The following is a 21,174-nucleotide window of genomic DNA, read 5'->3' as shown; positions in this document are numbered from 1 at the left end:
CTTCCCCCAGTTGCTGGTACACCTTCTACCGGCCTTTGTTGAGGGCATGGAGGACGGCGCGCATGAGACCGTCCGGGTCGACCCGGGCGCCTCCGACGCGGAGGAAGACAGCGTTGAGGATCTGGTCGGTGGCGAGTTCGTCCAGGGCGCGGCGAGCGAGGAACTCCTCGACCAGGTCGTCGATCCGGGTGGCCTCGATGTCCTTGAGGTGCGCGGTGATGATCTCGCGCAGTTGCTCCTCTGCCGGATCCCTCAAATAGAGCGGGACGCAGCGCCGGAGGAAGGCCGGTGGGAAGTCGCGCTCACCGTTGGTCGTGATCACGACGACCGGGAACTCGGTGCAGCGGACGAGGCCGCGGGTGACGACGGTGTGGCCGTCGCGGTCAGCCGTGCAGATCTTGATCCGGTCCTGGTCGTGCGGGAGCCGGGAGAGCTCGGGGATCTCGAAGTACCCCTCCTCGAACACCGTCAGGAGGTCGTTCGGCAGGTCGAGGTCTCCTTTGTCCAGCTCGTCGATCAGCAGCACGCGGGGGCGAGCCGTCGGCACCAGCGCCGTACCGAGTGGTCCGAGCCGGATGAACGCGCCGATGCCGTGGTCCGAGTCCTGCGTGCCCTGCGATCGAGCGGCCTCGCGCGTGACGGGCGCGGGGGGCTGTTCGGTCGTGGAACCGGGACGGAGGCCGCTGTCCTGGAGCCGTCCGATCGCGTCGTAGCGGTAGAGGGCGTCCTGCAGGGCGGACCGGCTGTTCACCGGCCAGTGCAGGATCGGACCGAGGTCGAGCTCATGGGCGATGGCACGGGCCAGTGAGGACTTGCCGGTACCGGGCCGCCCTGTGACGAGCAAGGGCCTGCGCAGGTAGATCGCGGCGTTGACGATGTCGATCTGAGTCTGGTCGTGAAGAACGTAGGGGCGGACGTCGTTCGTGTTGCCCGGGGCGGAGGCCTCCGTCCCGTCGTGGGGCGCGGCGAACCGGCGCCACGGCGGTGGTTCGGGAAGGTCGGGGTGATGCTGCTGCCCGTTGCTGTGGAAGACACGCCAGGACGAGGACTCGCTGCCAAGGGGGGAAGAGGACGGGGTGGACTGCACGGCCATGGGGGTCGACTCACTTCGGGTCAGGTGTGACGGGCGGTCTGCAGCGTCTCGCCGAGCGGGCGGTCCGGGTGCTGCCAGACGAGTACGGGGCGGCGCGGGCCCGGTGGCCCGGCCGACTTCCTCCGGTGGCGCACTCGCTCCGGCAGCCCCTCCGGGTCGCCTCCCGGATCGAGCGGGTCGAAGTGGCGCTCGTCCACTTCGACGGCCGCCTCGGCATCCCAGATGATGATCGGATAGCCGAGCCTGATGGCGAGTTGTACGGCGAGGACACGACCGTTCGGACCGGCCAGCACGATGACTCGGGAGGCGTCGCTCTCTCGGGACAGCCGCTTGTAGAATCCCGGGTCCGACGCGTCGGCATCGTGCAACAGGACGGGCGCGGTCTGAGGCGCCTCCCATCGACGGCGGATGTCGGCGTCACTGCGGGCGTTGAGGGAGCGGATGGCGACGGGGTACTCCCAGCCGAGGATCGGCGAGAGCTCGTTGGCCGGGCCGTCCCAGTTCGCGACGTCGAGCTGGAGGTCGGCATCGTCGAGGACGATTTCGACCAGTTGGTTGCTTCCCGCCCCCACCTGGCCGAGCGAGCGGTTCGCCGCGATGACCCGCCGGACCACCTCGTGTTGGTCGCACGGCAGGTCGGAGCCCGACGAGACGAGGGTAGGTGCGCCGTTGCCCCTGTCGGTCCAGACGGAGCACAGGTACTGGTCCTTGTCGTACGACTCCAACCGGGCGATCACCCGGACCGGGAGGGGCGTGCGGGCGAGGCGCGCTGTGTTGGCCACCGCTTCCTCGCGGACATGGAGCAGCACCTCGGGCGAGATTGCCAGTCGATCGGTGATCGACCTCGTGAGGTCCCTGATGTCGGTTGCCCTGGGCTCGCATGCCGGCAGGGCGGCCAGGTTCTCCAGGAAGCGGATCACCGGTGGCAGGAACGGAGCGTCCTGGATGTTGCTGAATTTCAGACAGGTGCGGTCGAACCTGTCCAACTGCTGCACCAGGAGATCCTGCGGGGACGACTCGTCCATGGCCAGGACGGGGCCGGCTTCGGTGCCGGGGGGCTGGCAGTGCTCGACGTCCTGTGCTGTCAGGGCGGTAAGGGTCCGCACGATGTCGCAGATCCGGCGGTGCTCATTGACCGAAAGCATGTGTACGGACTGTTTGTGCAGGCCGAGCACCGCATGCATCCGGAGAAGCCGCCGGATCGAATCCTGGTCGCCCTGGTCCGTCAGCTCCACCAGCGTCGCCAGCGCCCTGGAGTGGATCAGTAGGAGGGTCGCCAGCTCATCGGCCGGGTCGAGCCGAGCGGGGCGCCGCAGCCGCAGGGCACTGGTCAGCCGCTCAAGGGCATCGGCCGGCGGCGTCGGCGCGAGGGTGAGCAGACCCTGGCGGATACTCTCCAGAACGGCGCTGTCGACCGAGGCGACGGCGTAGTCGAGGGTCCGCTGCGTCGTGTGGCCCCGCCAGTTCTGCACGCGGAGCACGGGAGTTTGCCGGTACGACCCGGGCGGGAACTGCTCATCGAGTACACGGGCGAGCGAGTCCAGATCCGGCAGCAGGCAGGTCTGGTGCTCCAGCCAGTCGGTCACGGTTCGGGAGAACGCCCCGCGGCCGTCGGGCCCGAGGGCGACCTGGTCGGTGGCGGTGGCGTAGATGACGAACTGCGGCAGCGAGCGGCGACGGTAGGCCCCGAGCGGCAGTTCGGGCGGGTTCAGAGGCAGCGAGCGGTTCTCCGCGTAGACCGCGCACGCGTCGATGAGATACACCTGACGGGGGAAAGCGCACACCTCCTCGTCGGAGAGCAGCTCGTAGAGTTCGTCGGCACTGAGCCACAACGGATTCCGGTCGACATCGCAGGGCAGCATCAACAGACGGCGCCCTTGCCCGGCCGTTACTCCGTGACCGGCCCAGTAGATGTAGAGCAGATCGCCCTCGCGGCGGCGGCGGAGTTCCTCGACAAGTCGAGAAGCATCCTGGCGGGTCACCCATTCGGGCCGGACCCCGTGGGCCTGAACCGCGGTCCGAGCGGAGTCGGAGTTCTGCTCCTGCGGATAGAGCCAGAGCGTGATGTTCTTGGCCGGTACCGCGAGGCTGCGCAGCCAGGCGACGAAGGCCAGCGCGTCTGCTACCGGTCCGTCCAGCCGGGCGCCCTCGAAGTCCTCCAGGCCGATCACGATGGCGTGGACCCGGTCGGGATCGACGAGGTCCGTCAGGCCATCCATGCTTTGACGGCCTCCCAGACCTCCGGATTGGTCCAATAGGCGGAGTGGGAGAGAGGGAAGGGCTGACCGTTGTCGACCACCACGTCATGGGCGTGACCCCGGAACACGGTTGCGGCGCGGAAGGAGAGCAGGTCCCTCGGGTCGTAGATGTTCAGCCAGCGGCGGATGAAGTGCGGAGGTGGATCCTCGCCCTGGTCGAGCGAGGTCAGGGCTCCGATCTCGTGGAAGAAAGGGGCCTGGGAACCGACCGTGATCAACTGGTTGATGCGTGGCAGCCGCTCCTGGAGCAGTAGGTCGACGCAGGCCACCCCACCGAGGCTGTGGGCGATCAGGGTGACCTCGTCGCCAGGGGCATTGGCGACATGCTGCCTGATCAGGTCGCGGACGCCCTGCCCCCGGGCCTGGTAGCGGAGAATGTCGCCGGCCGCCTCCAGGGCTGCGTCGTTGCGGCCGCTCCGGTCCCGGCGGCCCTTCCATGTCAGACCGTACAGAATCGGTGCCGCCAGGAACCGCTTCGCGGCTCCGCCGACCGACCGGGATTCGATCTCCAGGTCGTTGCCGAGAAGCGTCATGAGGTTGTCGCGAGCGGTCCCGGCCGGTGCGTCGAGTCCCGCGTGGACCGCCCTGCCGAGCGTGCAGGCCAGCAGTCCTCGGGCGGCAGCACGCCGGTGCTCGTCGCTGTTGTGGTCCGCGGTCGAGGCCGCGTCCCGAAGCTCGGGAGCGTTGCGGATCTCGTCGAGTGCTGCGGCGAAGTGTTCACCCAGGCCGTAGGTCTTCAGGGCCTCGGACAGCCTCTCCCCGGGCTGATAAGTAGCGATCCGCCGGAGGAACTCGGTCGAGGGCGGCTCGGCCCTGGCGAACCCGGTGGCCGGTGGAGGCGTTCGGAGCGCCAACAGCCTTAGCTCGTGCCAAGGGTCGCGGTGGAGCACCGCCCAGGCGGCTATCTCGGCGTCGGCCTCGCGGTTGCTGTCGCGTGGTAGGTAGTCGGGGATCGACGCTCCGCCGAGAGCGAGCTTCGCACCCATGGCCTCGCCCCAGAAGCAACCGCGTACGGTGAGGTCCGGTCCCGCGCTCCGCACACCTTCTTCGACGGAGGCGAGAGTCCGGAGATAGGAGTCGGTGCGGACTCCGGTGCCGTGGACGAACACGACCGAGCGTGTCATGGAGCCCCTCTGCGTTCCGGCCCGGGTGCTGCGGAACCGAGCCATGTGACGTCTGAGTACAACGCTACGTCATATCAGTTTTCTGAAGCAGAAGTTGACGAATCACGAGCGACGGTGGCGGCTGTCCTCCCATTGGGTGGGGCGGACGATTCTCCGGGCGTGCCACCCTCTGCCCGGTTCCCGCCACAGCCGCCGGTCCACGGGTCTGGAGGTTGCGGCCGTGGCGGTTGCCGCGGCGACTGTGGGGGCGGGGCGAGTGGGGCGTGGAGGTGCGAACAGATTCGGGGTCAGCCGAGCTTCCATTGGCCGACCTGGTCGGCGAAGCCGTTGTCCAGGGAGAACTGGACCTTGTCGAGCTTGGTGCCGTTCGGCACCTCGAAGACGACGAAGCCCTTGCCCGTCTCGCCGGAGGCGATGTTGGTCGGGGTCTGGAAGGACGGGCCGGCCTTGGTGTCGGCGAGCGTCGGGCCGTACGCCTGGCCCTGGTCGTCGATCACCTTGGCGGCGCTCCACGGGGCCTCGCTGTAGGCCTTGGCGCCGGTCGGCTTGATCTGGAACTGCACGGCGACGTAGTGCTTGCCGTCCGCCGCGGTCAGGTACTCGTTGGTGCTCTGGGCCGGGTCGACCACCTTCAGCGCGGTGACGTCGGCGGTGTTGCCCTTCTCCAGGGTGCTCTTGAGGGCGATGGTGTCGCCGACCTTCGCCGGGGCCTTGGCCGCCTCGGCGGGCTTGCTCTCCGCCGGCTTGGTCTCGGCGGGCTTGCTGTCGGAGGGCTTGCTGTCGGTCGGCTTGGCCGGGGCGCTGCCGCCGTCGCCGGCCGCCGGGGCGGAGGTGGCGGCGGTCTGCTTGGCCTCGGTGGAGACGGACGGGCCGCCGGTCGAGTTGCAGGCCGTCGCGGTGAGGGTGACGAGCGTGGCGCCCAGCAGCAGGGCGGCGGTGCGGCGGGTGCGGCGAGTGGTCGCGGACATCGGGGTCTCCTGTCGTGTCGCCGGGTACGGACCGGCGCTTCTCGTCCTGTGCGGTGTCGACCTGACGTGCTGTCGACAGGAGAGATCACATCATCTGCTGTGAACGATGTCAACGGTCTTTCATGAAACATCTCCGTTCACGTGTGAACCGTTGGGGCGGCGCTGCTGACTATGCTGTGTGGCCACACCAGTGCCGTCGCCGACGAAGGAGCCCTCATGCCGGACCGTCCCGAGGTGACCGCGGTCGAGATCGCCCGCCTCGCCGGGGTGGGCCGCGCCGCCGTCAGCAACTGGCGCCGCCGCCACCCCGACTTCCCGCGCCCCGTCGGCGGCACCGACAGCAGCCCGGCCTTCGCGCTCGCCGAGGTGGAGGCCTGGCTCCGGTCCCAGGGCAAGATCGCCGAACTGCCGCTGCTGGAGCGGGTCTGGCGGCTCGTCGAGACCCTGCGCGACCCGGCCGGGCACCCGGCCGCCCCGCTGGTCCGGGCCGGTGCCGTCCTGCTGCTGCACCACCGCGAACCGGACCGCTGGGCCGCCCTCGCCGACCAGCCGGACACCAGGCTCGCCACCGCTCTGCCGCGCGCCCTCGCCGACACCGCTCGCACCGTGTTCGGCCCCGATGCCGCCACCGGTAACGGCACCGAGGGCTCGGACGGCTCGGACGGTGCCACCGGCCTCGGGCGGCCCGGCCTGTTCGGCTCCACCGAGCTCGACCTCGCCCGGCTGCTCGCCCGGCTGGCCGCCGAGGAAGGCCCGGCCGCCGGCTACGAACAGCTCCTCACCCGGTACGCCGAGGCCAACACCCGCCAGCTCAGCCCCACCCCGCCGGAGGCCGCCGAACTGCTCGCCGCCGTCGCCGGCGTCCCCGCCACCGTGCTCGACCCCGCCACCGGCCTCGGCGCCCTGCTGCTCGCCCTGCCGTCCACCACCGACCGCTACGGCCAGGACACCGACCCGGTCACCACGGCGCTCGCCCGGCTCAGGCTCGCCCTGCACGCGCCCGCCACCGACCCCGCCCCGCTCCCGGTCGACCTCCGCCCCGGCGACGCCCTGCGGGCCGACGCCTACACCGGGCACACCTTCGACGCGGTGCTCTGCCAGCCCCCCTACAACGAGCGGGACTGGGGCCACGACGAGCTGCAGTTCGACCGGCGCTGGCCCGGCGGCCTCGTCCCGCCGCGCGGCGAGTCCGAACTCGCCTGGGTGCTGCACTGCCTCGCCCGCACCAGGCCCGGCGGGCTCACCGCCCTGCTGCTCCCGCCGACCGTCGCCGCCCGCCGGGCCGGCCGCCGGGTCCGCGCCGAACTGCTGCGCTCCGGCGCGCTGCGGGCCGTCGTCGCTCTCCCGGCCGGCGCCGCACCCCCCTACGGGGTGCCGCTCCACCTCTGGGTGCTGCGCGCGCCCCGTCCCGGCGACGACTTCCGCCAGGTGCTCATGCTGGACGCCGCCGCCACCTCGCCCGGCTCCGCCGAACTCGCCGAGGGCGGGCGGGACAAGGTCCGCTGGCCCGAGCTGCGCCGCACCGTCCTGGACGCCTGGCGCGCCTTCGACCTCGCCGCCCGCGAGGGCCTCCCGCTCCCCGAGGACCGGCCCGGCCGGTACCGGACCGTGGCGGCGATCGACCTGCTCGACGACGAGACCGACCTCTCGCCCGCCCGGCACGTCCCGCCGGCCGCCCCGGCCGGCGGCGCCGCCGGACTCTCCCATCTCGGCGGCCGGCTGACCGAACTGCTGGCCGGACTCGCCGACCCCGGCACGCTGCTGCCCGGACCGGCGGCCGACCCGGTGCCGGGGGCGGGCGGGGGCGCGGGTCCGGTCGTCACCCTGGGGGAGCTGGTCCGCGCCGGACTCCTGGAGGTGCACTCCTCCGGGGCCGGCGCCCCGACCCGGCCCGCCGGCACCGATCCCTCCGCCACCCCTGTGCTGACGGACCAGGACCTGGTCACCGGTGCCGCGCCCGGCGCCGTCCTCGACCGGGCCGCCGCCGAAGGCACCCCGCTGACCCGGCCCGGCGACGTGCTCGTCCCCGCCCTGGGCGGCGGCGTGGCCCGGGTGGTCGGTCCGGGCGGCCCGCCCGCCGGCGCCGCCCTCGGCCGCCAGCTGCACCTGCTCCGCCCCGACCCGGCCGCCCTGGACCCGGACTTCCTGGCCGGCCACCTGCGCTCCACGGCCGCCGCCCGCCGGGCCGCCAGTCACGCCTCGACGACGACCAGGCTGGACATCCGCCGGGTCGAGCTGCCGCGGCTGCCGATCGCCGAACAGCGCCGCCTCGGCACGGCCTTCGCCCGACTGGCCGTCTTCGACGCGACGCTGCAGCAGGCCGCCGCCCTCGGCCACGCCCTCGCCCAGACCGTCACCGACGCCCTCGCCGCCGGCACCGCCGAGCCCCCGCCGGCCCCCTGACGGTCCCTGACGTCCTCCGGACGTCGACCCGGTGCCGCCGGAGCGGTGCGGGCACGACGGAAGGGCTCCGGCCCGACCGGTGCTGGCGGTACGGTGTGCGGAACCGGGTCCGTGATCCGAACGGCCGTCGTCCTCACCCGCTCAGGAGCGCGCATGTCAGGGCAGTACCCCGGGCAGTTCGGCCCACCGCCCGGTGGCGCGCCCGCCGGTGGCATACCCGGCGTCGTGCCCCCGCCCTACGGCCGGACCCTGGTCGCCCGGCCCCCGGGCCCCGGCCGGCCGGTCGGCCCGTACGGCGTGCCCGGACGGGTCCTGGTGGTCCTCGCGCCGCTGCTGACCGTCGGCCTGCTCGGCATGGTGCCGTCGCTGCTGCTGGCCGTCCGCCGCCGCCGGGGGTACGACATCCTGGGCGCGGTGGTGTACGCCGGGCTCTTCCTCGCCTTCTTCATCTGTATCGGGGTGGCCGGCAGCTTCGGCAAGGGCGAGGCGCCGGTCGCCGACGCGGTCGGCACCACGATGATGCTGCTGATGTGGTTCCCCCCGCCGGTGCACTTCCTGCTGATGGACCGCCAGGTGGTCTGGTCGGCGGGCCGCCCGGCCGCTCCGGCCGGCGTCGGCGGGCACCCGCAGCCGGTCGGCTACGGCTACCCGTCCGCCCAGCCGTACGGTGCCGCGCAGTCCTACCCGTCCGCCCAGCCCCAGCCGCAGCCGTACGGGACGCCGCAGCCGTACGCGCCCGCCCCGACCTACGGCGCCGCCCAGCCGTACGGGACCCCGGCCCCGTACCCGGCCCCGGCCCCGACCCCGTATCCGCAGGTCGGGCAGGTCGGGCAGGCCGGGCAGCCCGGGCAGGCCGCCCAGCCCCCGTACCAGTCCCACCCGCCGACCCGGGCCGTGGGCCAGGGGGCCTCCGGCGCCGGTCCCGCCACCTCCGACGAACTGCGCGAACTCGGCGAACTGCTGCGTCGTCAGGCCCGCGAGGACCGCCCGTGACCCTCGCCAGGGTGATCGGCGGCCGCTACCACCTCACCGAGAAGATCGGCCACGGCGGCATGGGCCAGGTCTGGGCCGGCCACGACGAGCGGCTCGCCCGCCCGGTCGCCGTCAAGCTGCTGCGCACCGACCTCCTCCTCGCCGCCGCCGGCGGCACCGACCCGACCACCACCGACCGGCTCCGGCACGGCGACGACCTGCGCCGCCGCTTCCTCCGCGAGTGCCGCACGACCGCCGCCCTAGACCACCCGGGCCTGGTCACCGTCTTCGACGCCGGTGAGGAGGGCGGCGAGCTGTACCTGGTGATGCAGCGCGTCCCCGGCGTCAGCCTGGCCGACCTCATCGCCGAGGACGCGCCGTTCCCGGTCGAGCGCGCGGTCGCCGTGGCCGCCCAGCTCTGCACCGCGCTGGCCGCCGTCCACGCGGTGCGGGTCGTCCACCGCGACCTCAAGCCCAGCAATGTGATGGTCCGGGAGGACGGCCGGACCGTCCTGCTGGACCTCGGCATCGCCACCGCGCTCGACCCCGAGGCCACCCGGCTCACCCTCACCGGCGTCCCGATCGGCAGCCCGTCCTACATGGCGCCGGAACAGGCGCTCTCCGCCGCCGTCGACCCGCGCAGCGACCTGTACGCGCTCGGCTGCCTGCTGCACGAGATGCTGACCGGTGAAGGGCCGTTCCGGGCGCCCACCGCGCTGGGGCTGCTGCGGCGGCACGTCGACGACCCGCCGGTGCCGCTGCGCGACCTGCGGCCCGAGGTGCCGGCCGCGCTGGAGCGGCTTGTGCTCGACCTGCTCGCCAAGCGCCCCGGGGACCGGCCGGCCGACGCCCAGGAGGTGTACGGGCGGCTGCTGCCGCTGCTGCCCGCTGCCGTCTCGGTGCCGCAGCCCCGGTTCGGGCCGCTGCCGGACCCGGCCCGGCCGTACCGGTACCCGCTCCAGCCGCAGCCGCGTCCGGAGGGCGTCGTGCCGGCGGCACCGCCCCGGGCCGAACCACCGCCGTTCCTGATCGCCGCCGTGCCGAACCCGCCCGCCCCGATGGTGCCGCAGGCTCCGCCGGTGGCACCCGCCCCGCCCGCCCCGGCGGCGGAGGAGGACTTCGCGGCGGCCTGCGCCCGGCTCTCCGACCTGGTCGACGCCGGCCGGCGCCCCGAGGTGCTCGACCTCGCCGCCCGGCTCCTGGCGCGCGGACGGTCCGAACTCGGCGACGGCGCGGGGATGGTCCGCACCGTCCGGACCATCTACGCCCGTACGCTCCTCCAGGAGCGGCGCCACCACGAGGCCCTGGCCGAGTACCGGGCGCTCGCCGCCACCGCCGAGGGCGGGCCGCACGGCCGCCGGGCGCTGGAACCGCGCCACCGGGTGGCCGAGTGCCTCGAACAACTGGGCCGGGGCGCGGAAGCGCTCACCGAGTACCAGGCCCTGCTCGCGGTGTGGCCGGAGACCGAACCCGAGCGGCTGCTCGACCTCCGGGAACGGGTCGGCGTGCTGCTGGCCTCGCTCGGCGAGACGGAGGCGGCCTGGTCGTGGCTGCTCCAACTGCTCTTCGACCGCGAACGCCGCGACGGCCCGCACCACCCGGCGGTCCGCCGCCTGCGGCAGACCCTCGACACCCTGCAACCGCACCGCACCAACGCCACCCCCTGGCCCCCGCACGCCTGACCGCCGACCGCGGCTACCCGGCCCGGGGGCCGGCGGACGTTCGCCGACGGGCATGACTTTCGACAGATCCGCGGCGCCGGTGAGGTCCGTAGGGTCGGGCGGATGTGGACGAGAACGTGGTGGGACCGGGGGCTGCTGGTGCTGGCGGCCGGGGCGTTCGGGCTGAGTCCGGTGTCCCTCTGGTGGGCGGTGCCGGGCATCGGGGCGGCGTTCGCGGCCGGGGTGCGGATGGAGCGGGTGCGGGAGGCGGTCGCCCTGCTCGCGGTGCTGGTCACGGCCGGGGCGCTGGTGGCGGTGGTCGTCCCGGACCTGGCGGTGCAGGCGACGTCGGTCGTCTCGGTCCTGGTCTGCGCCGGAATGGCCCCGTGGATGGTGGGCCGGTTCTGGCGGCAGTCGCAGGAGCTGGTGCGGGCCGGGTGGGAGCGGGCCGAACGGGCCGAGCACGAGCAGCGACTGGTGGCCGAGCGGGCGCGGCTGCGCGAACGCGCCCGGATCGCCCAGGACATGCACGACGCGCTGGGTCACGACCTGAGCCTGATCGCCCTGCGGGCCGGTGCGCTCAAGCTGGCGCCCGACCTGGCCCCGCCGCACCGCGAGGCGGCGCAGGAGATCCGGGCGGGCGCGGCTGCCGCCGTCGAACGCCTCGGCGAGGTGATCGGCATCCTGCGGGACGACACGGACCCCCACACCGCCCGGGGCCCGGTCGACGCGGGCGTCCCGCACCTGGTGGGGGAGGCGGCCGCGGCGGGTCTGGACGTCAGGCTGACCGTCGACGGTCAGCCGGACGGGCTGCCGCGGGCGGCCGAGCACGCCGTGTACCGGGTGGTTCAGGAGGCGCTGACCAACGCCGCCAAGCACGCCGCGGGGGCGCCGGTCACGGTGCTGGTGGCGTACGCGGCGGACGGCGCTCGCGTCCGGGTGCTCGACGGTCCCCGATCGGCGGGCGAGTCGCCTGCCCGGGCCGGGGCGGGAACCGGTGCACCGGGCGCGGGCGGTCACGGTCTGCTCGGGCTGGCCGAGCGGGTTCGGCTGGCGGGCGGCACCTTCCGCTACGGGCCCCGGGCCGACGGCGCCGGCTTCGAGGTGAGCGCCCACCTGCCACGGACGGGCGCCCCGACCGCGGCCCCGGCCACGCCGGTCGCGGTGTCGCCGTCCCGTGAACTGCGCCTGGCCCGCCGCCGGGTGGGCCGCATGGTGGCCGCGATCGTCCTGGTGCCGCTCTCCGTCGCGGTGCTGCTGACCACCGTGCTGCGGGGCTGGACGATCTACACCGCCGGGCGGTCCGTGCTCGACCCTGCCGACTACGCCGAACTGCGGGTCGGCCAGGACCGGTCCACCGTGCAGCGATTTCTGCCGGAACATCAGTTTCCGTACCATCCGTCCGTAGGCGACCCGCCACCCGGTGGAGAGGGAGTGACGTGCGAGTACTACGCGATGACGGCCGAGGCGTTCAACAACGACCGCTCGGGGGACGCGTACCGGCTCTGCTTCCGGGGCGGCGTGCTGATCTCCCTGGACGCCCTGGTCGAGTGAGTGCCCGATGAGCGAGGGGGAACTGGAGCACGGCGCCCCGGCGCGGATCCGGGTACTGATCGCGGACGACGAACCGATGGTCAGGGCCGGGGTGCGCGCGGTGCTCGCCACCGATCCGGGCATCGAGATCGTCGCGGAGACCGGCGACGGGCGGGAGGCGGTCGAGCTGCTCCGCCGCCACCGGCCGGACGTCGCGGTGCTGGACATCCGGATGCCGGGCACGGACGGCATCACCGCTGCCGCCGAGATCCGGCGGGTGGGCGTCACCACCAGGACCGGAGCGGCTCCTGGGATCGTCATGCTGACCACCTTCGGTGAGGACGACTACATCCTGCGCGCCCTGAGCGGGGGCGCCAACGGATTCCTGATCAAGTCCGGCGAGCCCGAGGAGCTGATCGCCGGGGTGCGTGCGGTGGCCGACGGGGCCGCCTACCTGTCACCCAAGGTGGCCGCCCGGGTGGTGGCCCACCTCGCCGCCACCCGGTCCGGAGGTCCGGCCGACCGCAGGGCCGCGGCCCAGCGGCAGGTGGCCGGGCTGACCGCCCGTGAGCGCGATGTGCTGACGCTGGTCGCCGCCGGGCTGTCCAACGGTCAGATCGCCCGCCGGATCGGTGTGGTGGAAGGCACTGTGAAGGCGCACGTCAGCTCCGTCCTGGCCCGGCTGGGAGTGGCCAACCGGGCGGCCGCCGCCGTCCTCGCCCACGAGGCCGGCCTGGCGGTGGGCCCGGCCGGTTGAGACCGGGGCCGCGGCGCGTGCCGCGGCCGAGGGAGCCAGCAGCAGCGGACCGAGCAGCCGGACCCGGCCCGTCGCGCCGACCACCGCCGTCGCCGAGGGCAGCAGCGCCACCACCACGGCCGCCGTGACCGCCCCGCCCAGCACGGCCCCGGCGGCCACGTCGTGCGGGTAGTGCACGCCTGCGGCCACCCGGAGGGCGGCCGTACCGAGGCCCACCGGGACAACCAGCCACGCCCACCGCGGTCGCAGCAGCACCAGACCGGTGGCCAGGGCGACGGCCAGGGTGGCGTGGTTGCTGGGGAACGACCAGTCGCCCGGCGGGGGGCAGTCGGCGAGCGCGGTGGACGGCAGTCCGGCCAGGGCCCGGCAGGGGCGTTCCTCGTCCAGCACGAGCTTCAACGCCTCGCTCGCCCCGTACGCGAGCACGGTGCCGAGGCCGGTCAGCACGACACCCGCGACAGTGTCGGCGGCCCGTCGCCCGCGTGCCGTCCACCAGACCAGCGCCAGCAGCAGGCCCAGCACCACCAGACCGGCCTCGGTGGCGGGCTCCAGCAGGGCGGCGAGACGGGACGGGGCATCGGCGACGGCCTCGGCGACCCGGCGGTAGCCGATGGTCGACCAGCCATGGGTCGGCGGGCCAGCCCCGGCCGCACCACCGCCCGCCGGAGCCAGCCACCCGACCGCCCCGGCGCCGGTGCCGACGAGTGCCACCGCGAGGACCGCTCTGTTCCTGATCGTGTTCGTCATGACACGGACGGTAGGAGTCGGGGGTGGCTCCCGACCCGACCCGAAAGGCAGGGGCCGACCTTGACGATCGTCAGGGTTGACGTGAGCCCGCTGCCGTGTCGGCGCCCGGCCCGGATGGGCCGTTCGGGCGACGGTCCGCACTGCCCCGGGCGCCCCGCCCTACGCTCGGGGGATCCGTGCCGCCCGCATCCGCCGCCCCGCATCCGCCCGCACCCGGAGACCCGCCATGCACCGTCGCCGGACCACCACGACCACCACCACGATCACCAGGGCCACCAGCAGAGCCACCAGGACCGCCGCCGTCGTCGGCGTCCTGTTCGCCCTCCCGGGGCTGGCCGGGTGCGGCGGGGGCGGGCTGACGCCGGGCACGGCGGCGGTGCTGGACGGACGGCGGATCCCGGTGGACGCGGTGGAGGCCAGGGTGGCGGCGCTGCGGCACGCTCCGGGCGGGGTGTCGGCGGACGCCCGGTGGGAGACGGAGGGCCCCGCCCGGCGGGCGGTCACCGAGCTGGTGCTCGACGCGGTGGTGGCCCGCGCGGTCGCGGACCGGGGTCCTGCGGTCGCGGAGGCCGAGGTGGCGGCCGCCCGGGCGGAGGAGGAACGGCGCCTCGGCGGCGCCGGGCGGCTGGCCCGGGCCCTGGCGGCGCAGGGCGTTCCGGCCGGGGCGATCGACGACCGCCTCGGGCGCGAGCTGGGGATCCGCCGGCTCGCCGCGACCGCCGGGGCGGACGCCGACACCCCGGCGGGCGACGCCGCCGTCCGCCGGATCCTGGCCGCCACGGCCACCGCCCTCCACCTGCGGGTGAACCCCCGCTACGGCACCTGGGACCCGGACCGTGCCGCCCTCGCCCCGGCCGCCCGCCCCAGGCCCACCGGCTGAGGCCGACCGGGAGCACAGAGTACGGAGCACGGAGCACGGAGCACGGAGGCGCCCTCCCCGCTCACCCACGCAGAGCGGACAGAAACCCGGCGGCGGGGGCAGCGGGCGGACGGGTAGGTTCGAGGGGTGACGACGAATCCTCCGGGCGCGAAGCTGATCCTCCTCATCACGACCCACCGGGTGGCCCCCGGCCTGCTGTCCTGGCCGGCCTGGGAGGCCCTGCGCTCGGCCGGGCGGGTGCTGGCCGGCGATGCCGGTCACCCGCAGTTGCCCGCCCTGCGGCAGGCGGGTGTCGAGGTGGAGGTCGTGGTGCCGGGTTCGGCCCCCGCGCTGGCCCGGCTGCTGACCGGGGCCCCGGCGGACGGCGCCGCCGGGGCCGGGGCGACGGTCTGGCTGGGCGGCCCGGACGGCGACCCGGGGCTGACCGACGCGCTGGCCCGGCTCGCGGTCGAGCACGCCGGTGAGGTGCCGGAGATCGAGGTGCTGCCGGGCTCGTACGACCTGCCGGGCTCCCGGCTGCTGGACCTGGTGTCCGTGATGGACCGCCTCCGCTCGCCCGGCGGCTGCCCGTGGGACGCCGAGCAGACCCACGCCAGCCTGGTGAAGTATCTGGTCGAGGAGGCCTTCGAACTGGTCGAGGCGATCGAGGAGGGGGACCGCGACACCCTTCGCGAGGAGCTCGGCGACGTGCTGCTCCAGGTCTTCTTCCACTCCCGGATCGCCGAGGAGCACCCCACCGGGGCGTTCTCGATCGACGATGTGGCGGGTGACATCGTCGAGAAGCTGATGTACCGGCACCCGCATGTGTTCGGGGACACCGAGGCGGACGGCGCGGCCGAGGTGGAGGCCAACTGGGAGACGCTCAAGGCGGCCGAGAAGTCGGACCGGGAGTCCGTGCTGGACGGCGTCCCGGCCGGGCTGCCCTCGCTGGCGTACGCGGCGAAGCTGGTGTCGCGGGTGCGCCGGTCCGGGTTCGCGGGCGTGCCGGACGAGCCGTACGAGCTGCCCGCCGAGCTCACCGCGGAGTCCGCGGGTCGGCTGCTGCTCGCGGTGGCGCAGCGTGCGCACGATGCCGGGCTCGACGTGGACGCCGCGCTGCGGGCGGCGGCGCGGGGCTACCGCGACACGGTGCGCGCCGCGGAGGGCCTGAAGCCCGCCGAGTAACCGCGCAGCCCGAGCAACCGAGCAACCGAGCAGCCCGAGCAACCGAGCAGCCGAAGCAGCCCCGACCGCCCCCGGCCCCTCAGACCGCGGCGACGTCCGCCACCGGACGGCGCTGCGGCGGAACGACCTCGCCGATCGCCTCGCCGACCAGCGCGACGAGTTCGGCGAGCCGCTCCAGGTCTAGGTGGGCCGGCAGGTCGGAGAGGGAGACGATCCGCTCGCCGTCCGGCCCGGCCACGCAGAACAGGTCGATCGGGCCCAGGTGCTTCTCGGCGGTGTCGACCAGCGCGGCGACATCGCTGGGGCGGCGGACGTCGCCGCACACCCCGACGACCGGGCAGCCCGGCCGGTCGAGCTCGGTGGCGAGGTCCTCGGCGACCCCGCCCCGCTGGTCGGCGATCAGCATCCCGGCGGCTCCCGCCGCGGTGAAGCGGCGGGCGAGGCCCGCCCCCGACCCGCCGTCGAGTACCGCGATCACGATGACCGCACCGGTGACCCGCATGGCCCTGCTCCTCCCTGTGGGCGGCTCCGCACCGGCGCCCACGGACATCTTGCGGAGGATCGTAGGCACGACCGGATCCTCCGCAACAGGAATTACCCCTCAGGTGACCAGGCTCACGCCTGCTCCTGCCCACCATCACCGGAACGATCACCGGAACGAGCGCCGGGCGGTGGGAACGGCGGCGTCCACGGTGCGGTGCCTGGGACGCGCCCGGGATACCGTCGACCCATGCCAGCTCAGCCCGCTTCCGCCCGTCCGCCCCTGTTCACCTGGGAGTTCGCCGCCGACCCGTATCCGGCGTACGCGTGGCTGCGCGAGCACGAGCCGGTGCACCGGACCACCCTGCCCAGCGGGGTGGAGGCCTGGCTGGTCACCCGGTACGCGGACGCCCGCCAGGCGCTCGCGGACAGCCGGCTCTCCAAGAACCCGGCGCACCACAGCGAGCAGGCCCACCGCACCGGCCGGGTCGGCATCCCGGGCGAGCGCCAGGCCGACCTGATGACGCACCTGCTGAACATCGACCCGCCGGACCACACCCGGCTGCGCCGCCTGGTGTCCAAGGCCTTCACCCCGCGCCGGGTGGCCGCCTTCGAGCCCCGGGTGCAGCAGCTGACGGACCGGCTGATCGACGGTTTCGCGGCGCGCGGATCGGCCGACCTCATCCACGAGTTCGCCTTCCCGCTCCCCATCTACGCGATCTGCGACCTGCTCGGGGTGCCGGCCGAGGACCAGGACGACTTCCGGGACTGGGCCGGGATGATGATCCGCCACGGCGGCGGCCAACGCGGCGGCGTGGGGCGGGCGGTGAAGCGGATGCGGGCCTATCTCGCGGAGCTGATCCACCGCAAGCGCGCGGACCTCGGGGACGACCTGATCTCGGGGCTGATCCGGGCCAGCGACCACGGTGAGCACCTCACCGAGAACGAGGCCGCGGCGATGGCCTTCATCCTGCTCTTCGCAGGCTTCGAGACGACGGTGAACCTGATCGGCAACGGCGTCTACGCGCTGCTGCGCAACCCGGGGCAGCGAGCGTTGCTCCAGGAGTCGATCGGGCGCGGCGAGAGTGGGCTGCTGGAGACCGGGATCGAGGAACTCCTGCGCTACGACGGCCCGGTGGAGCTGGCCACCTGGCGGTTCGCGACGAGCCCGCTGACCATCGGCGGGGTGGAGATCCCGGTCGGCGACCCGGTGCTGGTGGTGCTGGCGGCGGCGGACCGGGACCCGGCACGGTTCGCGGACGAGAACACCCTCGACCTGGCCCGGGCGGACAACCCGCACCTGGGCTTCGGGCACGGCATCCACTACTGCATCGGCGCCCCGCTGGCGCGACTGGAGGGGCGGGCCGCGCTGACCACCCTGCTGTCCCGGCTGCCGGACCTCCGGCTCGCCGCGGACCCGGAGGAACTGCGCTGGCGCGGTGGTCTGATCATGCGTGGACTTCGTGAACTTCCGGTGGAGTTCACGCCGGAAGCGACATCGGAGGCAACCTCCGCCGACCCCTCGGCAGTTCACTGAGGGGGACTCACAGGGGGACTCACGGGGGGACTCACGGGGGGCTCACGACACGCTGACGCGGAGTCTCTGCGAGGCGGCTTCGGGGGGTGTGAACCTCCATCAATCCGGACATACCTCTTCGGTTGGTAGGCAATCCATCACCTGACGTGATTTCCGTGTGATAGCGGCGATATGAGCTTGTGATTGCTCTGAAGATCTGTCTACTCTCCGGGGAGCCCGCGGAAGCGGGTCCCGTGCGCGGAACGCCGAGTCCTGCCCGCCGCGTCACCGGAAACCGACCAGAACCCTGGGCAGGGGCGGGGGAACCAGGTCTTTGCGCCGTCTCCCACGGCTTGGGGTGAAGCCGCCTCCGTGCGGCCGGGCCACCTCCCGGTCCGAACCCGACAGCTCACCTCGCAGGCGTGCGGAGAGGGACTTCTTCATGCTGTTCGTCGGAACCGGCCGTCACCGTCGCCGCACCCAGACCGAGAAGGCCATCGCCGTCGCCGGTGTCGCCGGTGTCGGACTGGCGATGCCGATCCTCACCGCCACCGGCGCCTCGGCCGCCCCGGCCTCGACCTGGGACGCGGTCGCCCAGTGCGAGAGCGGGGGCAACTGGAGCATCAACACCGGCAACGGCTTCTACGGCGGCCTGCAGTTCACCTCCAGCACCTGGAAGGCGTTCGGCGGCACCTCCTACGCGCCGCAGGCCAACCAGGCCTCGAAGGCGGCGCAGATCACCGTCGCCGAGAAGGTGCTGGCCTCGCAGGGCCCGGGCGCCTGGCCGGTGTGCTCCAAGAAGGCCGGTCTGAGCAAGGGCGGTGCCCCGGCGGCGGTCGACACCTCGGCGGACGCCGCCCCGGCCGCCCCCAAGCCGCAGGCCCAGCCGCCGCAGCAGGCCCCGCAGGCGCAGATCGAGCAGCCGGCCCCGAAGGCCGCGCCGAAGCACGCCGCCCCCAAGTCGCAGGCCCAGCAGGACCCGCAGACCCAGCAGACTCCGAAGTACGCGCCGAGGCACGCCCAGCCGGCTCCGCAGGTCCAGCAGCAGGCGCAGCAGCAGACCCAGTCGCAGGCGCCGTCGTTCTCCGGCCGGGCCGGCTGGGACGCCGACGCCAAGGTGTTCTGGTACCAGAACAACGGCGCCTGGTACTGGACCAGCCACCAGGGCGTGTACCAGCAGTACGCGGGCCAGGGCACCGCCCCCGCACCGCAGCAGACGCAGCAGACGCAGCAGACGCAGCAGGCCCCGCAGGTCCAGCAGGCCCAGCAGTCGCAGGCCGGCCAGGGCTACACCGTCCGCTCCGGCGACACGCTCGCCGGGATCGCGACCGCGCAGGGTGTCCAGGGCGGCTGGCAGGCCCTGTACGACGGCAACCGCGGCACCGTCGGCGGCGACCCGGACCTGATCGTCCCCGGCCAGGTCCTCGCCCTCGGCTGACGCACCGCCCACTCCTCTTGCCCGCTACCCGCCTGCCCGTCACCGGACAGGCGGGCAGCGGGCAAGCGGACAGGCGGGCAAGCGGACGGGTGGACAGGCGGGAAGGCGTGCCGGCACCGGCCCGTTCCGCCCCCTTCGCCCGCCCCGGGACGTCCGAGGCCGGGCAACCAGGTGAACTACCGGTGGGTAGCACAGCCACACGCTGAGACGGAGCCGAGGTCGACGTGGCCCGGACAGCCGGTGCGGTTAGGCTCTGGTCGTAACGACTCCGCAATCGTCCGGCCGACGGCACCCCACTGTCAGCCGGTACCTGCTTCCGCTAGGAGATGCCTCGTGCCGTCCATCGATGTCGTCGTAGCCCGTGAGATTCTCGACTCGCGCGGCAACCCCACGGTCGAGGTCGAGGTCGGCCTCGACGACGGCAGCACCGGCCGTGCCGCTGTCCCGTCGGGTGCCTCCACCGGTGCCTTCGAGGCCCTGGAGCTCCGCGACGGCGACAAGAACCGCTACTTCGGCAAGGGCGTGGAGAAGGCCGTCCTGGCCGTCATCGAGCAGATCGGCCCGGAGCTGGTCGGCTACGACGCCACCGAGCAGCGCCTGATCGACCAGGCCATGCTCGACCTGGACGCCACCCCGGACAAGTCCTCGCTCGGCGCCAACGCCATCCTCGGCGTCTCGCTGGCCGTCGCGCACGCCGCCTCCGAGGCCAGCGACCTGCCGCTGTTCCGCTACCTGGGCGGCCCGAACGCGCACGTCCTGCCGGTCCCGATGATGAACATCCTCAACGGTGGCTCGCACGCGGACTCCAACGTCGACATCCAGGAGTTCATGATCGCTCCGATCGGCGCGGAGTCCTTCTCCGAGGCCGTCCGCTGGGGCGTCGAGGTCTACCACACGCTCAAGGGCGTGCTGAAGGAGCGCGGCCTCTCCACCGGTCTGGGCGACGAGGGCGGCTTCGCCCCGAACCTGGACTCCAACCGCGAGGCCCTCGACCTCATCGTCGAGGCCATCCAGAAGGCCGGCTACGTGCCGGGCAAGGACATCGCGCTGGCCCTGGACGTCGCCGCCTCCGAGTTCTACGAGGACGACGCCTACCAGTTCGAGGGCAAGGGGCTCACCTCCGCCGAGCTCATCGAGTACTACGCCGGCCTGGTCGCCGCCTACCCGCTGGTCTCGATCGAGGACCCGCTGGACGAGTCGGACTGGGACGGCTGGAAGGCCATGACCGACAAGCTGGGCGACAAGGTCCAGCTGGTCGGCGACGACCTGTTCGTCACCAACCCGGCCCGCCTGGCCCGCGGCATCGAGACCGGCACCGCCAACGCGCTGCTGGTGAAGGTCAACCAGATCGGTTCGCTGACCGAGACCCTGGACGCCGTCGAGCTGGCCCAGCGCAACGGCTACCGCTGCATGATGTCCCACCGCTCCGGCGAGACCGAGGACGTCACCATCGCCGACCTGGCCGTCGCCACCAACTGCGGCCAGATCAAGACCGGTGCCCCGGCCCGCTCCGAGCGCGTCGCCAAGTACAACCAGCTGCTGCGCATCGAGGAGATCCTCGACGACGCCGCCGAGTACGCCGGCCGCGGCGCCTTCCCGCGGTTCAAGCACGAGGGCTGACCCGCCCGGCCGCCCGAGTGGCGCACGCCTGACCGGTGCCCCGCCGTTCACCCCGTAGGGTGGTCGGCGGGGCACCGTCGCGACCAGGAGGGGACACCGGAGATGGCAGGCTGGAGGATCCCGGGCTTGGCGGCCCGGCCTCGGTTCACGAGCCGGGCGACCGTCCTGGTCCTCGTGCTCTGCTCGCTGGTGGCGATCCTGGCCTACCCGACCCGGCAGTTCATCTCGCAGCGGTCCGAGATCACGGCGCAGCGCGCCCGGGCCGAGCACGCCCGGCAGCAGGTCGAGCAGCTGCGCCGGGAGAAGGCCCGCTGGCAGGACCCGGAGTACGTCAAGGCGCAGGCCAGGAGCCGGCTGCACTACGCGATGCCGGGGGAGACCCCTTACATCGCGGTGGACCCGGCGGCCCAGGACCCGGCGAAGTCCTCGCTGGGCGCGCCGCCGCCCGCGCAGGGCCCGGCCGCCGGGACGGTCAAGGCCGCCCGGCCCTGGTACGCCAGTGTCTGGGACTCCGTCGACGCCGCTGCCGCCGCTCCCGTGGCCCCCGCCGCTCCCGCGAC

At 73.7% G+C, this 21,174-nt stretch carries 16 protein-coding genes, 1 pseudogene and 1 riboswitch; of the genes and pseudogenes, 11 read left to right on the top strand and 6 right to left on the bottom strand.

Annotated elements, in window-relative coordinates; all coding sequences use genetic code 11:
• Positions 1-25: 25 nt before the first annotated feature.
• The 4 genes from ADK60_RS37705 to ADK60_RS37690 all read right to left on the bottom strand — a co-directional run bounded on the left by ADK60_RS37705 (position 26) and on the right by ADK60_RS37690 (position 5,443).
• Positions 26-1,093 carry an AAA family ATPase gene (locus ADK60_RS37705; RefSeq protein ID WP_053651318.1) on the bottom strand — a complete coding sequence of 356 codons (1,068 nt, stop codon included), beginning with the start codon at positions 1,091-1,093 and terminating at the stop codon, positions 26-28.
• A 20-nt stretch (positions 1,094-1,113) separates the two neighbouring features.
• The gene (locus ADK60_RS37700) at positions 1,114-3,312 is read right to left on the bottom strand and encodes a VMAP-C domain-containing protein (RefSeq protein ID WP_053651317.1); all 2,199 of its coding nucleotides are present in this window, start codon (positions 3,310-3,312) and stop codon (positions 1,114-1,116) included.
• Positions 3,300-4,475 carry a hypothetical protein gene (locus ADK60_RS37695; RefSeq protein ID WP_063783392.1) on the bottom strand — a complete coding sequence of 392 codons (1,176 nt, stop codon included), beginning with the start codon at positions 4,473-4,475 and terminating at the stop codon, positions 3,300-3,302. The genes ADK60_RS37700 and ADK60_RS37695 overlap by 13 nt, the downstream gene beginning before the upstream one ends.
• A gap of 287 nt (positions 4,476-4,762) precedes the next feature.
• Positions 4,763-5,443 (bottom strand): DUF4352 domain-containing protein, encoded by a 681-nt coding sequence (locus ADK60_RS37690; protein ID WP_053651315.1) that lies wholly within the window; start codon positions 5,441-5,443, stop codon positions 4,763-4,765.
• Between the two features lie 216 nt (positions 5,444-5,659).
• Between ADK60_RS37690 and ADK60_RS37685 the strand changes: the two genes are divergently transcribed.
• The 5 genes from ADK60_RS37685 to ADK60_RS37665 all read left to right on the top strand — a co-directional run bounded on the left by ADK60_RS37685 (position 5,660) and on the right by ADK60_RS37665 (position 12,769).
• Positions 5,660-7,846 carry an N-6 DNA methylase gene (locus ADK60_RS37685; RefSeq protein ID WP_199839851.1) on the top strand — a complete coding sequence of 729 codons (2,187 nt, stop codon included), beginning with the start codon at positions 5,660-5,662 and terminating at the stop codon, positions 7,844-7,846.
• A gap of 153 nt (positions 7,847-7,999) precedes the next feature.
• The gene (locus ADK60_RS47280) at positions 8,000-8,839 is read left to right on the top strand and encodes a hypothetical protein (RefSeq protein ID WP_053651314.1); all 840 of its coding nucleotides are present in this window, start codon (positions 8,000-8,002) and stop codon (positions 8,837-8,839) included.
• Complete coding sequence (locus tag ADK60_RS37675; protein ID WP_286185326.1) at positions 8,836-10,500, top strand: serine/threonine-protein kinase; 1,665 nt, start codon at positions 8,836-8,838, stop codon at positions 10,498-10,500. Before ADK60_RS47280 ends, ADK60_RS37675 begins: the two co-directional genes overlap by 4 nt.
• Positions 10,501-10,602: 102 nt before the next feature.
• Positions 10,603-12,033: a sensor histidine kinase gene (locus ADK60_RS37670; RefSeq protein ID WP_234371458.1), complete on the top strand. Its 1,431-nt coding sequence runs from the start codon at positions 10,603-10,605 to the stop codon at positions 12,031-12,033.
• Positions 12,034-12,040: 7 nt separating this feature from the next.
• Positions 12,041-12,769, top strand: coding sequence for a response regulator (locus ADK60_RS37665; protein ID WP_053651312.1), 729 nt, complete (start codon positions 12,041-12,043; stop codon positions 12,767-12,769).
• Between the two features lie 120 nt (positions 12,770-12,889).
• Here the strand turns inward: ADK60_RS37665 and ADK60_RS42765 are convergent.
• Positions 12,890-13,516, bottom strand: a pseudogene (locus ADK60_RS42765) (phosphatase PAP2 family protein); the annotation flags it as partial.
• Between the two features lie 226 nt (positions 13,517-13,742).
• Here ADK60_RS42765 and ADK60_RS37660 point away from each other — a divergent pair.
• Positions 13,743-14,396, top strand: coding sequence for a hypothetical protein (locus ADK60_RS37660; protein WP_053651311.1), 654 nt, complete (start codon positions 13,743-13,745; stop codon positions 14,394-14,396).
• 126 nt (positions 14,397-14,522) lie between these two features.
• Positions 14,523-15,560, top strand: a complete 1,038-nt coding sequence (locus ADK60_RS37655; protein WP_053651310.1) for a nucleoside triphosphate pyrophosphohydrolase — start codon at positions 14,523-14,525, stop codon at positions 15,558-15,560.
• 79 nt (positions 15,561-15,639) lie between these two features.
• On the opposite strand, the gene ADK60_RS37650 is transcribed toward ADK60_RS37655, so the two are convergent.
• On the bottom strand, positions 15,640-16,062 hold the full coding sequence (locus tag ADK60_RS37650; protein ID WP_045940365.1) for an SDR family NAD(P)-dependent oxidoreductase: 423 nt from the start codon (positions 16,060-16,062) through the stop codon (positions 15,640-15,642).
• Positions 16,063-16,290: 228 nt separating this feature from the next.
• Between ADK60_RS37650 and ADK60_RS37645 the strand changes: the two genes are divergently transcribed.
• From ADK60_RS37645 to ADK60_RS37630, 4 genes are all read left to right on the top strand, one after another.
• Positions 16,291-17,577 carry a cytochrome P450 family protein gene (locus tag ADK60_RS37645; protein WP_053651309.1) on the top strand — a complete coding sequence of 429 codons (1,287 nt, stop codon included), beginning with the start codon at positions 16,291-16,293 and terminating at the stop codon, positions 17,575-17,577.
• A gap of 266 nt (positions 17,578-17,843) precedes the next feature.
• Positions 17,844-17,993: riboswitch (cyclic di-AMP (ydaO/yuaA leader) on the top strand.
• A gap of 5 nt (positions 17,994-17,998) precedes the next feature.
• Positions 17,999-18,994, top strand: coding sequence for a LysM peptidoglycan-binding domain-containing protein (locus tag ADK60_RS47955; protein WP_053651308.1), 996 nt, complete (start codon positions 17,999-18,001; stop codon positions 18,992-18,994).
• Positions 18,995-19,327: 333 nt separating this feature from the next.
• Positions 19,328-20,614 (top strand): phosphopyruvate hydratase, encoded by a 1,287-nt coding sequence (gene eno, locus ADK60_RS37635; protein ID WP_045940368.1) that lies wholly within the window; start codon positions 19,328-19,330, stop codon positions 20,612-20,614.
• Between the two features lie 126 nt (positions 20,615-20,740).
• Positions 20,741-21,174 (top strand): FtsB family cell division protein (locus tag ADK60_RS37630; RefSeq protein ID WP_053651307.1); only part of this gene is annotated, 434 nt, incomplete at its 3' end.

It is taken from the genome of Streptomyces sp. XY431 (assembly GCF_001279805.1).
GTDB classification, from domain to species: Bacteria; Actinomycetota; Actinomycetes; order Streptomycetales; family Streptomycetaceae; genus Kitasatospora; species Kitasatospora purpeofusca.
Note: the sequence above shows the minus strand (reverse complement) of the source record. Positions and strands in the feature narration are given on the sequence as shown.

Excerpts from the sequence above, each read along its gene's own strand:
- ADK60_RS37705 (WP_053651318.1), bottom strand. The coding sequence starts at position 1,093 with ATGGCCGTGCAGTCCACCCCGTCCTCTTCCCCCCTTGGCAGCGAGTCC.
- ADK60_RS37700 (WP_053651317.1), bottom strand. The coding sequence starts at position 3,312 with ATGGATGGCCTGACGGACCTCGTCGATCCCGACCGGGTCCACGCCATC.
- ADK60_RS37695 (WP_063783392.1), bottom strand. The coding sequence starts at position 4,475 with ATGACACGCTCGGTCGTGTTCGTCCACGGCACCGGAGTCCGCACCGAC.
- ADK60_RS37690 (WP_053651315.1), bottom strand. The coding sequence starts at position 5,443 with ATGTCCGCGACCACTCGCCGCACCCGCCGCACCGCCGCCCTGCTGCTG.
- ADK60_RS37685 (WP_199839851.1), top strand. The coding sequence starts at position 5,660 with ATGCCGGACCGTCCCGAGGTGACCGCGGTCGAGATCGCCCGCCTCGCC.
- ADK60_RS47280 (WP_053651314.1), top strand. The coding sequence starts at position 8,000 with ATGTCAGGGCAGTACCCCGGGCAGTTCGGCCCACCGCCCGGTGGCGCG.
- ADK60_RS37670 (WP_234371458.1), top strand. The coding sequence starts at position 10,603 with ATGTGGACGAGAACGTGGTGGGACCGGGGGCTGCTGGTGCTGGCGGCC.
- ADK60_RS37665 (WP_053651312.1), top strand. The coding sequence starts at position 12,041 with ATGAGCGAGGGGGAACTGGAGCACGGCGCCCCGGCGCGGATCCGGGTA.
- ADK60_RS37660 (WP_053651311.1), top strand. The coding sequence starts at position 13,743 with ATGCACCGTCGCCGGACCACCACGACCACCACCACGATCACCAGGGCC.
- ADK60_RS37650 (WP_045940365.1), bottom strand. The coding sequence starts at position 16,062 with ATGCGGGTCACCGGTGCGGTCATCGTGATCGCGGTACTCGACGGCGGG.
- ADK60_RS37645 (WP_053651309.1), top strand. The coding sequence starts at position 16,291 with ATGCCAGCTCAGCCCGCTTCCGCCCGTCCGCCCCTGTTCACCTGGGAG.
- ADK60_RS47955 (WP_053651308.1), top strand. The coding sequence starts at position 17,999 with ATGCTGTTCGTCGGAACCGGCCGTCACCGTCGCCGCACCCAGACCGAG.